Genomic DNA, 11,039 nt, shown 5'->3' on the forward strand with positions numbered 1-11,039 from the left:
CCTATAAGGGGGTCCGGGGTGGGGGTTGCTTCGGCCCGTGAGCCACCCCCACTTCCACACCTTTCCCCACCTCACCTTACGAGGTGAGGACCCGGCTCAATGGGCCCATTCCCCGACGCGGACGAACGGCCGCTTCATGCCCTTCGCGTCCGTCTCTTCGACGACCTGCAGGGCACCGTTGGCGATCCAGGTCTTGAGCAGAGCCTTGATCTTCGCGAGGTCGGCCTTCTTGTCGGCGTCGAGCCGCAGGACCTCCGCGACGACGTACCCAACCCATTCCTTCGACTGCGAGCTTTCGCGGTACCGGCCGTCACTCACCCGATGCTGCACGGCCTGGAGATTGGTCAGGCTGACGCCGTCGAAAGCGTTCGGCCACTTCCAGGCCTCGACCACGCCGACGTGGTCCTCCGGCCGCTCTGGCGTACCGTTGCCCAGGGGGACGGAGACGAGCCGGAACCATATCGATTCATCAGATGGCGGGGCCAGGTTCGCCTTACCGTCGAAGGTCCGGAAGTGCAGGCGGCGGTTCTCGACATCAGCCTTTTCGGCCTCATCGGATGTCATCGGGTTGAGGGCCCTGGCTGATCGCGCCTTGCTGTTGAGGGCGCTTGCCCCACGGCCATCCTCGACCGTAACCTCACCACCGGACCCCTTGCGGGCATGGTGCACTAGGTCGATGGCACAGCCGGTCTCGTCCGCGATCTGGGCCCAAACCGTCGCCACCGTGTTGATGGCGACGTTATCGTTCTCCTGAACCTCGTGGCAGGACACGAACGGATCGATGATCACCACGCCGATGCCGCGGTCGATGATAGTGGCCTTCACGGCCGCGACCACCGGCTCGGTGATCGTGATGCCGGCGCGCGTCTGCGTCACCACCACGAGGGGCGAGGTGCGCCCGCTGTCGACGAAGAGCCAGCCCGCGATCTCCTCGGGCCGGATATTGTGATGGAGGCAGGCAGCCACGATGCGCCGCTGCATCTCCTCCAAGGGATCTTCCCCGTTCCAAATCCAAACCCTCGCCCGCTGGACCGGCTTGATACCGAGGATGGGCCGACCCGTCGCGATGGCGAGCGCCTCGGCGATGCCCAGGCTCGACTTGCCCACGCCGCCGGGCGCGATCGTGGTGGTGATGAACCGCCGGATGTAGTGGCGGCCGTAGACCCAGGCCCGAGGAGGGATGGCCTCCGGAACGACCCAGGCGAACGGTGTCGCGGTAATCGGCGGCCGGTCGGCCTGCGCCTCGCCGACTGGTGTAGCTTCACCAGTCTGCGGCGCATCCGAAGCGGACTGGTCCCCTCCGGCATCGGTATCGTTGAGGGCTTCGATGCGCTGCCAAAGCGCCTCGACGGTACCGCCGGCCTCCATCCAGTCCGTTACGTCCTGGCCCTCGCCCATCTCAGAAAAATCGTAGGTGCGCACCCGGACAGCGGAGCCGGCGCAGGCATCGCGCTTCTTGCGGGTCCCGATCCGGCCTGAAGCGTCGTTGTCGGACAGGATCACCACGTCGCGTCCGCGCACGAGCTCGCCGCAGCCCTCGGGCACATCGGTGGCGCTGCCGAACGTGAAAGCTGGCAGCCCAAGACGTGAGAGCGTGTCGACGTCCTTCTCACCCTCGACCCAAAGCAGCACCTCGTCCCCGAGAGCAGGGTCGAAAGGGTCCAGGGCACCGATGTAGGGGACCGGAACGAAGCCCTCCGGCCTCCTGGCCTGCCAACCGACCCTACCGGTGGCGGGATCACGCACCCGGTAGAAGTCAATCCAGGGTGCCCCCTGGGTCTTCTTGATCTTAAAGCGCACCGCTTCGCCATCGCGACGGTAGGCGTGCCGGCGCCCCGGCAGCTCGCCCCGGATGGGCGGCGGCTCGGGAGCTCCGACGTTCTGGAGCCCCCACTTTACCTTCGGGGTCATCGCAGGCAGTGGCACGTCAGTCAGGCGGACAGGCAGAGCCTTCTTCGCGACCATGGCCGCAGCGGGACGCGTCCGGTCTACGTCCTTTCGTGGGGACCACTTCAGCCCGAACCTCTGGTCCACCATCGCCCGGTGCTGGATCGGGTCATCGCTCTTCCGGAAGCAGTTCAGGAGGTACCCGTTCGGTGCATCCTTGTCTGGACGGATCGAGACCGAGCGATCAGACGGAGGGCGCCCGATCGCAGGAATTCGGACCTGCCCACCCTCCGAGATGGAACCGCCAAAAACGTGCTGGATGTCCTCACAGGTGACAGTATCCATGACCTGCTCCCCGGCTCAGCGGACGATGATTGACGCGGTCGGGGCGGTGGCGTGGACGAAGTCCCGCCAGTCTTGACCGTGCACATGGCCGGTCTCGATCATCATGACCGTGACGCCTGCAGAGATGACGGAAGCCATCAGGGCGTAGTCTCTGATGGTCGGCCGCCTAGTCAGGACCATGATGCCCTGAGCACGCCGAGTGACGACCCGGAGCGCAGGCAAGTCGAAGGCGTCCGGCCCCCTTGACACGAGCCGGTCCTCGACGATCGCGACGAAGGGCGCGATGCTCGGCGGGCGGAAGTGCTCGGGCTGGGGCCGGATCAACACGAGACCGATGCTGCCCTCGCATACGAGCCGGAGGACAGGCAGTCGGAACTTGGGACGAACCCCCTCGGGGAGACAGGCCCGGTGATCAGCAGGAACGGACGCCATCACGCCGCCCCCGACTTCGAGCCGAGGAGGGCGGCCATGCGCATCTTTCCCGGCGCGACGATCGCCACGAACGCCATCCACGCATCGGCGTGCTGAGGTCGGGTCTCGATGATCACACCCGAGACCCCTTCAGCGGCGAGGACAGCCTGGCGCTCGTACAGCTCCGGGATGATCTCGCAGGCGATGATAGTGACGTCGGTCGCGGCCCGCATCAGGGCGGCGAGCGACCCGGTGTGGAATCCCTGTGGGCCCAGCGAGGTCTCCGGGTCGGCAGGATCGTCGCCGATGATGACGACCCAGGGCCGCGCCGAGGGCACTGTGAAGGGCGCGCGCTCCTGATCCTGCAGTGCCAGGAGGCACTTCCGGTGTGCTGCGAGCGCCAGCAGAGGCCGCATATGGTTGCCCAGGCCGCCGGCGAAGACGCTGACCATCGCGGGAGTGGGGAAGAAGAGGTTCACGCCTCGCCCCCATCGTTGGAGATTGCCGAGGCGGTCGGCTCGACGCGGTGCGCGGCCGCGAAGGCGTCCAGGTCCGCACGGCGGTAGACGCAGCGCGTGCCGTAGACCTGCACAGCAGGTCCCTGACCGGTCCCCCTGAGCTTGTTCAGGAGGCTGACCGAGATCCCGAGGTATCGAGCGGCCAGCCTAGTCGTGAGAGCAGGCTCTCCAATGTCAAATGTAGGCTGATTATTCATCGTGGTTCTCCCTGCGTCTCAGCACCAGAATGGCTGCGATCGCAGGGATATTTGACGTGAAATCCGATCTGATGCTTGTGTTAGTGGATTAAGTAGACCCCGTTGTTGCGTTAAACCAACCCCCTTAATGCGTTAAATGTACTCCCCGGCCCATCGCTCGCTGCGGTTGATCGAGCCTTATGCCCTCCCAAGCGAACTCCAAGCCCCCTTCGGGCCGCTCTTTTCGTCCGGGTTCCGGAGGAGCGTCGAGAGGTACCTTAGGGCGTAGGCGGATGGCTCGTCGTCGAACTTATCGTAGGCTTTCCACTCCCGTTCGATCAGGGCCTCCAGATTTCCGGCGTAGATGGGCAGACCGTCCGGGCCCCGCCCGTCGACGATGCCCAGCGTGCGGGCGACATGCAGGGCGAAGTCGAGGATCGGCGCGGTCCCGACCTGCCCTGCGGTTGCCAGGAACTCGGCTTCGGCCAACAGCGGCGAGACCGGAAGCGCGGCGAATGCGTCTTGCCACCCTATGCGGAGCGCGTTGAGGTCGACGCAGACGTGGCCGAGGACATCCTGACCGTCGAAAGTCATCAAGATCGGGTGGGTCTCCACGAATGCCGCCGACGCGCCGTCCTCGCGCCAGTGGGACGCCGGGATCGGGACGCTGCGGCCCTTCCCGTCGACGAGCACCGCCCCGAGATGTCCCTCGGCCAGCACCTGCCGGTATCGGATGACCGCGCTCTCCTCGAAGGGAGCGATGGATAGCTCCAGATCGTCGGGTACCGGAGCCACGGCCCCCTTCAGGCCAGGAGCTCTCAGGCTTGCGCGAAGCCTCTTCCTCGACAAGCAACCAAGTACGGGCTGCTTGAGCATCAACTCCAGGCAATCGGTCGTGGTCGATGGAGTGTGGCTCTCCTCCCCGTCTTCATCCTCACCGAGAGAGTGACCGGCAGTCTTGTAGAAAAAGCGGCCGTCCTCGTCGTGGAACTGAACCACAACCTCGTTGCCGAATGGATCGCGTGCCTTCGCCCCCCTGCTGCGGAGAAGGCCTACCTTCGTCACGACCAGAGAATGCGTTGTTCCCGATCGCGGCAATCGCGGCAATCCGTTCGGGGCCGTCAGTTGCGGCACTTCATCCAAGGGCATCCGCCGCTCAGGTCGCCGACGAGCGAATGGCCGGCTGGCGATGCGAAGTGCAGGACGGTCGTCGTTAGCATCAGGATCGCGGTTGCTCACCTCCTCAAGGATGCACCCGATCAGGTACAGCGATGCAATGGGGAGGGGCAGGAAGCCAGGTGGGAGAAGAGCCATCGGAACCGAAGGAGCAAGCGCTGAACAGGTCCCGGTGGTCTATCGACTCGCAAATTAAGCTGACGTTCCTAACCGGCCCATCGCACCGCGACCCGGACGCCTTCCACATCGAAAAGAGCGAGATTGAGCGGGCATTGCGGCGCTTAGCACGCAGACCGATGGCGCGATAAGGTCGCATGGACGTTTGGGAACGATTGCTGGACTTTTTAGTCCATGATACGCATGCATCGCCGCAGAGGAAAATTCAGCGGTATGGATATGTGAATGGCCGATACAGAGGCTCTTGCAGAGTTTTTAGTCCAGACAGCAAGGCTGGGTTTGACCGGCCGGGCGCAGGATGTGCAGGTCTATCTCAGAAGGGTGATTAAATCGGTCGGCAACGAGAACGAAGGGTTGACCCGCGCGCTCGCCGATCTGCTTGCGAAGGCACCGACACAATCATCTCCCATGCGCGACGCTGGAGCAGGCATGCTTCCAGTAGATGCGGATTCGCGACTTGCGCTTCTTAAAGTTGAATACCCGGCCGTTCCCGAGACTGAATTGATCCTTGAGCCTGGATTGCGCGCTCGCCTGGATCAGGTCGTTTCGGAGCGTGACAGGCTGGTCGAGCTTGAGAAGCTGGGTCTCGACCCGACACGGTCCCTTCTATTCACTGGCCCCCCCGGCGTCGGCAAAACGTTGTCGGCACGATGGTTGGCACACCGTCTCGGACGACCCCTGCTCATTCTTGATTTGGCCACTGTTATGAGCAGCTTTCTTGGTAAGACTGGCTCCAACATCAGATCAGTTCTTGACTACGCAAAAAGCTCGCAGTCTGTTCTACTTCTTGATGAGTTCGACTCCATCGCAAAGCGTAGAGACGACGATAGTGACGTTGGAGAGTTAAAAAGGCTCGTCACAGTTCTTCTTCAAGAAATCGACGACTGGCCTTCGAACAGCCTTCTAGTCGCAGCGACAAATCACGGTGAGCTACTTGATCCGGCTGTCTGGCGTAGATTTGATGACGTACTGGAGTACTCTGCGCCAAGCGAAGAACAAAGCATTATAGCTTTTCGCAATACATTTGGCGAAACCGATACTGGATTTTCGGATTTGTTCCCGCTACTTGCTATATTATGGAAAGAAAAATCTTATAGCGACATTGCTAGAAGTGCAAAATGGATTAGAAAGCGATCTCTGATTGCAGGAATAAGTCTTGAGGAGGCTCTTCTTGAGAATTTTGGAAAAGAAATGAAGAAGGCAAGCGGATCCGAGCGCAAATTTTTGCTGCCTTTTATAACTAATAGCAGCATATCTGATCGAAGGCTAAGCCAGATTACAGGATTTTCTCGCGATACGATTAGAAAATATCGCAATAGTAGGCCTGTCGAAGCAGATTGATTTGAGGAATTCCAATGGCGGGCCCAAGATATCTCATCGGCGGTGGTGAGCAGTTGTCAGTCGAAATCGCCCGGCCGCCACGCGGGTCAGGCGAGAAGACACATCCCTATAGCTTTGCCGAGGCGCGAGAGCTTCTGGCACCGCAATGGCAGATGACCGGGGAGCGGATGAGATCTCTTCCGGCGCTAGCATGCCCTGAAGATCAGGCCGTCGTGGAGATCACGCTTCACCCAACTTATCTCGCCAAAAGCTATTACCCCAATAACCTAGTTAGGGATCTTAATCTTCGACACGTTGGTAGCAAGGCGGTCCATATCGAGCCGCACAAGCGTGCCACCCTCCGCGCTGCCGAAGATGGCCGGGCCCAACCTGCGCCGCGAATTTTCCTCGCGGGACATCGAAGATCTATTGAGAGCTTCTCTGATATCGTCGGGAATTGGGCCCCAGCCGATGATCGGGTCAAGGACGAGTTCCGGCAGATTGAAACAGTTGGTCTGCCCGGACCCGATCGACGCAAAAAGATCCTCGGCGATAGAAGCAAGAAGGAGATCCCGCTTGAGGTCGTCCTACACGCCGATCCTGAAGACGACGACTACGTCGTGCGTGGTTTCCAGGACTACGTAAAATCCCTCGACCTTGAGGCTAAGATCGACCTCAGACGCTATGCAGGTGGGCTCTGCTTTCTACCAATGCACGCCGATCCCGATAAGATCGACGCGGTCGTTCAGTTCAGCTTCCTCCGAGCCTTGCGGTCCATGGCCCGCATCACGCCTCTGGATCCACTCGTACGCGGTCTCGTCCCAGGTTTTCGCGTTGAACTTCCGGCCGAAGACGCTACGGCTCGCGATGTCGCCGTCGCTATTTTCGACGGTGGCCTCCCTGACGGTCACGGGCTGGACCGCTGGGTGACGATGCGGGAACCACCGGGTATCGGTGCGCCCATTCCGGCCGCCCAAAAGCATGGTCTCGCCGTCACCTCCGCGTTCCTTTTTGGGCCCCTCGAAGTCGGCAAAACGCAGGAACGGCCGCATGCCAATGTCGATCACTGGCGGGTGCTCGGAGCCGACACTGCAGGGGACGACTTCGAGCTCTTTTCGATCCTCGGTCGGATAGAGGATGCCGTCACGGCGACCTCATACGAGTTCATCAACATCAGCCTGGGCCCCGACTGCGCGATGGATGACGACGACGTTAACGTCTGGACATCGACTCTTGATACGGTCCTATCGCACGGGAAGACCGTGGCGACTGTGGCCTGCGGCAACAACGGCGAAGCGGATCAGGCCCTTGGCATGCACCGTATTCAGCCACCCTCAGATGGCGTGAACATGATTGCGGTCGGCGCCTGCGACAGCCCGGGCGCTGGATGGAAGAGGGCACCTTACAGCGCTGTAGGGCCTGGCCGTAGCCCAGGATATGTCAAACCCGACTTCGTGGCGTTTGGCGGCTCTCACTCGGCGCCCTTCCTAGTGCTCCATTCGACTGGCGCCCTGCCCGGATCTGGGGTGCAGGGAACGAGCTTTGCGGCGCCCCTAGCTATGCGAGCCGGAGCGGGCATCCGCGCACATTTCTCTGAGCCGTTGTTCGCGCCCACGATCAAGGCGCTTCTCGTCCATCATGCGGACCTTGAAACGCACGAGAAGCACCATGTCGGCTGGGGCCGGTTGAGTCATCTGTTGGGCGACATTGTCGTCTGCAACGATGGTGAGGCCCGGATCATCTACCAGCGTCAGATGCCCACGAGTGGTTCAGTAAGACTGTATCTACCCGTTCCATCAGACATCAGAGGTGATGTCGAGATCAAGGCGACGTTCTCGCTATTCTGCGACGTCGATCCAGAAGATTCTATCAATTATACTCGCGCTGGATTGGACATCCAATTTCGTCCGAACACATTCAAGATCGCCCCTCCTTATGTCAATAAGGGGAAACTAATCACGCCGACCGTGCCGATCTCAGACAATTTCTTTGGCGCGAACGATTTCTACGCACCTGAGTACATCCGTCGCGACGATGCCCAAAAATGGGAAACGACGGTTTCGCGGACCAAGAGGAAGCGCGCAAGTTCACTTAACCAACCTGCTTTTGACGTCAGTCATATCGCGCGCATGCATGGTCATTCTGGGAGCAGGTCAGCTAATCTTACCTTCGCCTTGGTGCTCACGATTAAAAACCGGCACATGACAGATCTTTTTGATCGTGTTGTTGCCTCGTCAGGAGGCCGCCTCAAACCGCTTAGAACTCGTACAGGGGTCATGATACCTGCGCGATCGCGCTGATAAGTTTAAGTGTCTCTTTCAAAACTCCTGCTATGCTGGATTGGAAGGAGAGCTGCTGTTGCTGATGAAGAGTTCTGTGCGGATCGAGGCCCCCGCCCCCCGGTCTGCACCTGCACCGACGTTCGCCGCTGGCTGGTCGCCACGTTCATGACCCTGCCTGGTAACACTCCAGCATGCACTGCCCGTCGACCGAAAGGGCTTCGAACGCAGCGCTGCACCCTCACTGCGTAGGTACCGCAGGCGGGGCAGAGACCCAGAGCAGAAGGTTGCAGACCCTGCGGCCGCTTTCCTCTCGGATCTGACCGGAGTCCCGGCAGCGCACGACGGCGGTGTGCACGTTGTTCCAGGTCATCAGGTCGGCCCAGAGCTGCGCGGTTTCGGGACCGTTCCGGAAGGCGGTACGCACGTTGTCCTCCGTCGCGGTGATGTTCGCCCGGGCGGATCGATCGCCGACCCACCAACCACCACCCACGCCGAGCGCGAGGGCGCCGGCAACGGCAACTCCCACCAAGGTTGCCGTGCGCCTGTCCAGGGCGCGTACCCGGTTGGTCAGGGCCCGCTCCGCCGTGTTGGCCAGCACAGTGGAGAGGCTGCGCACCGTCTCAGCCTCGGTCGCTTGGCACTCGGCCCGGAAACGCTCGGCCTCGGCGTCGGCGACCTCGCGGCCGTCATGGAGGATAGCGCCGAGCCGTTCCGTCACGTCCTCGGCGGTGCCGGCCAGGGCGGCCCGCTGGTGCCCGAGGAAGCCGATGGCCTGTGCCAAAGCCTCGATCAGGACCGCCATGGGGTCGCCCGGCAGGACGCCGGCAGCCCGTGCCGCTTCCCGTAGGGAGCGAACCATGCGGGCGGCCTCGGCGAGGATCGGGATGGTCACGGCGCGCGCCGGTGCAGCGCCGCCGCTCATGGCAGCCACTCCGAGATCGAAGCGAACCGCTCCTCCATCCGGCGGAGCCAGAGGAGGGTTTGCTGGGCCTTCCACGGGCCGAGCGGAGTTACGCCAGGCGGTGCGAGACCCTGCGCGGCGAGGCTGAAGGGAATCCCTCTCTCTTCCAGGTCGGGCGCCGGTTCGAGGCGGGGCATCGAGACGATGCAGGCGCCCCGGCCGACCGTGGCGGCGAAAATCGGGTGAGCCTGGACGCTCTCGGAAAAGGCGGCGTGTGGACTGCGCCCGAGGGGAACCACGCCTTCGTTGAGCACGAGCGCGGTATATGGGCTCGCGAGAAGGCCCCCCTCCTCTACTGATTCAACGTAGGCAACGTCATCCCCCGCTGGGCCGATGACGTGGACCGCCACAAGGTCGATACCGAGGCCCGTGAGCCAGGGCAGCAACTCCATCTCGCGAGCAAGAGCCTTCACGGTCAGGTCGCCGCCGCCCATGTCCAGGACCAGGTTGAACCGGTCTCGGATCTGCGCCTCGACGAGGCCGGCCACCCACCCGCGCACCTCGGCGTCATCGGCAGATGGTGGGCTGACTGTGTGCCGGTAGGACCGGGCCAACGTTTGGTTGGTGCGGTCGCCGTCACCGGCCAGGGTCTCTCGGCCGGCGTCCTCGGCGCGGCCGAGCATCCACCGAGCAAGGAGCGTCTTTCCTCGGCTCCCGCGTCCGAGGAGCAGGATGAGCTTGGGTCGGCCCTCGGCGGCCCGGATCGGGATCTGGCCGGTCCCCAGATCTTTGGCGGTCGAGGCGGCGTTGCGCTTGGCCTTGGTCATGTCTCGGAGGTCCTATCGCGAGCCGGGCGAGCGTCCGCCGGCGGGATGCGGGATGGTTGGCGGGGCAGGGGCACGCGTGCGGCCCCCATAGCGTTGAGGACGGTCCGGATGCGCTCGGTCGCCTCGTCGACGCCGTTGATCGGCGGGACCGCTACGGGCGAGGGCGGCACGGGTACGGTGCACATGACTGGCGGTGCGGACGGCGCAACGAGGCGCACGCCACGGACCAGCTCGCCAGTGCGGGGTGCGATGCCTGCTTCTGCCTGACGCGCGACCGCCACCGCCGTCCGGACCCGTCGCCAAGTCCTCGACGCCGTGTCCCGGTTCAGGGACTGGCCATGGTCGTCCGTCAGCCCGATTTTGGAAAAGACAGCGAGCGGCGTGGCCCATTCGATCCGGCCTGTACCGAGTTCGCGCAGCAGCTCGTCGTGATGCTGCATCATCCACGGCGCGAGCCTCCGGTCACCGGCTCGGGCCCGCGCGAAGGCTGCGGCGATTCCTTGGGGCTGGCGCACCATCAGCGTCCCCTCCCCATGCGGAGGAGGAGGACCGCACAGGGAGCCGAGTGGAGCCTCACGCGGAGAGGACCGGGACGTGTCGAAGGCCTCGATGTCCCTACAGACCAAGGCACCCAAGGTGGGATGGAGGTACAATGCGAATCGTTGCCCGGCGCGCAGGCCGGGACAGGGGTTCGGGGGTCGGAACAGTGGCGGAGCGGGAAGCCTTCGGAGCGTTGGTGGCGGAGATGGCTGACCTTCGTGTGGAAGTCGCCGCGCTGGGCGCCGGCATGGGGCAGATGCTCGCGGGCCAGCAGGCGCAGACCGCCCTCCTCGACGCGCTCCTCGCCGCCGTGACCGACCTCGGCGCGGAAGGTGGCGGGGACGGTCTCGCCGAGGCACTGGGCCGGATCGCGGATAGCCTCGACGCCCAGGGCGACAGCCTGGACGGCATGCGGGCTGGCCTCGACGCGATCCCCGGCGCGGTGGCCGCTGCCGTCCATGCTGGTCGGTAGGAGGCGC

11 protein-coding genes are annotated in these 11,039 nt (G+C 63.2%); 3 read left to right on the plus strand and 8 right to left on the minus strand.

Annotation, left to right across the window (positions count from 1 at the left end; translation table 11 throughout):
- Positions 1-96 precede the first annotated feature (96 nt).
- The 5 genes from FPV16_RS21795 to FPV16_RS21815 all read right to left on the minus strand — a co-directional run bounded on the left by FPV16_RS21795 (position 97) and on the right by FPV16_RS21815 (position 4,402).
- Positions 97-1,911, minus strand: a complete 1,815-nt coding sequence (locus FPV16_RS21795) for an AAA family ATPase (protein WP_227440559.1) — start codon at positions 1,909-1,911, stop codon at positions 97-99.
- Between the two features lie 336 nt (positions 1,912-2,247).
- Positions 2,248-2,559, minus strand: coding sequence for a hypothetical protein (locus FPV16_RS21800; protein WP_227440562.1), 312 nt, complete (start codon positions 2,557-2,559; stop codon positions 2,248-2,250).
- Between the two features lie 104 nt (positions 2,560-2,663).
- Complete coding sequence (locus tag FPV16_RS21805; RefSeq protein ID WP_227440563.1) at positions 2,664-3,122, minus strand: hypothetical protein; 459 nt, start codon at positions 3,120-3,122, stop codon at positions 2,664-2,666.
- A complete protein-coding gene (locus FPV16_RS26475) occupies positions 3,119-3,358 on the minus strand; it encodes a helix-turn-helix domain-containing protein (protein ID WP_227440565.1) in 240 nt (79 codons plus the stop codon). Before FPV16_RS26475 ends, FPV16_RS21805 begins: the two co-directional genes overlap by 4 nt.
- A 177-nt stretch (positions 3,359-3,535) precedes the next feature.
- The gene (locus FPV16_RS21815) at positions 3,536-4,402 is read right to left on the minus strand and encodes a hypothetical protein (RefSeq protein WP_227440566.1); all 867 of its coding nucleotides are present in this window, start codon (positions 4,400-4,402) and stop codon (positions 3,536-3,538) included.
- Positions 4,403-4,915: 513 nt separating this feature from the next.
- On the opposite strand from FPV16_RS21815, the gene FPV16_RS21820 reads away from it, so the two are divergent.
- On the plus strand, positions 4,916-6,031 hold the full coding sequence (locus tag FPV16_RS21820) for an AAA family ATPase (RefSeq protein WP_227440567.1): 1,116 nt from the start codon (positions 4,916-4,918) through the stop codon (positions 6,029-6,031).
- 14 nt (positions 6,032-6,045) lie between these two features.
- The gene (locus FPV16_RS21825) at positions 6,046-8,310 is read left to right on the plus strand and encodes a S8 family peptidase (RefSeq protein WP_227440568.1); all 2,265 of its coding nucleotides are present in this window, start codon (positions 6,046-6,048) and stop codon (positions 8,308-8,310) included.
- Between the two features lie 220 nt (positions 8,311-8,530).
- Here the strand turns inward: FPV16_RS21825 and FPV16_RS21830 are convergent, their stop codons facing one another.
- From FPV16_RS21830 to FPV16_RS21840, 3 genes are read right to left on the minus strand one after another with little or no spacing between them, the layout of a single operon-like run.
- Complete coding sequence (locus FPV16_RS21830) at positions 8,531-9,214, minus strand: hypothetical protein (RefSeq protein ID WP_227440569.1); 684 nt, start codon at positions 9,212-9,214, stop codon at positions 8,531-8,533.
- Complete coding sequence (locus tag FPV16_RS21835) at positions 9,211-10,020, minus strand: hypothetical protein (protein ID WP_227440571.1); 810 nt, start codon at positions 10,018-10,020, stop codon at positions 9,211-9,213. The genes FPV16_RS21830 and FPV16_RS21835 overlap by 4 nt, the downstream gene beginning before the upstream one ends.
- Positions 10,017-10,538: a hypothetical protein gene (locus FPV16_RS21840; RefSeq protein WP_227440573.1), complete on the minus strand. Its 522-nt coding sequence runs from the start codon at positions 10,536-10,538 to the stop codon at positions 10,017-10,019. Before FPV16_RS21840 ends, FPV16_RS21835 begins: the two co-directional genes overlap by 4 nt.
- A 227-nt stretch (positions 10,539-10,765) precedes the next feature.
- Here FPV16_RS21840 and FPV16_RS21845 point away from each other — a divergent pair, with 227 nt between their 5' ends.
- On the plus strand, positions 10,766-11,032 hold the full coding sequence (locus FPV16_RS21845) for a hypothetical protein (protein ID WP_227440575.1): 267 nt from the start codon (positions 10,766-10,768) through the stop codon (positions 11,030-11,032).
- Positions 11,033-11,039 lie beyond the last annotated feature (7 nt).

Origin of the sequence: Methylobacterium sp. W2 (assembly GCF_020662345.1) — a bacterium.
Taxonomy (GTDB): Bacteria; Pseudomonadota; Alphaproteobacteria; order Rhizobiales; family Beijerinckiaceae; genus Methylobacterium.

Excerpts from the sequence above, each read along its gene's own strand:
- FPV16_RS21795 (WP_227440559.1), bottom strand. The coding sequence starts at position 1,911 with ATGACCCCGAAGGTAAAGTGGGGGCTCCAGAACGTCGGAGCTCCCGAG.
- FPV16_RS26475 (WP_227440565.1), bottom strand. The coding sequence starts at position 3,358 with ATGAATAATCAGCCTACATTTGACATTGGAGAGCCTGCTCTCACGACT.
- FPV16_RS21820 (WP_227440567.1), top strand. The coding sequence starts at position 4,916 with ATGGCCGATACAGAGGCTCTTGCAGAGTTTTTAGTCCAGACAGCAAGG.
- FPV16_RS21825 (WP_227440568.1), top strand. The coding sequence starts at position 6,046 with ATGGCGGGCCCAAGATATCTCATCGGCGGTGGTGAGCAGTTGTCAGTC.
- FPV16_RS21830 (WP_227440569.1), bottom strand. The coding sequence starts at position 9,214 with ATGAGCGGCGGCGCTGCACCGGCGCGCGCCGTGACCATCCCGATCCTC.
- FPV16_RS21835 (WP_227440571.1), bottom strand. The coding sequence starts at position 10,020 with ATGACCAAGGCCAAGCGCAACGCCGCCTCGACCGCCAAAGATCTGGGG.
- FPV16_RS21840 (WP_227440573.1), bottom strand. The coding sequence starts at position 10,538 with ATGGTGCGCCAGCCCCAAGGAATCGCCGCAGCCTTCGCGCGGGCCCGA.
- FPV16_RS21845 (WP_227440575.1), top strand. The coding sequence starts at position 10,766 with ATGGCTGACCTTCGTGTGGAAGTCGCCGCGCTGGGCGCCGGCATGGGG.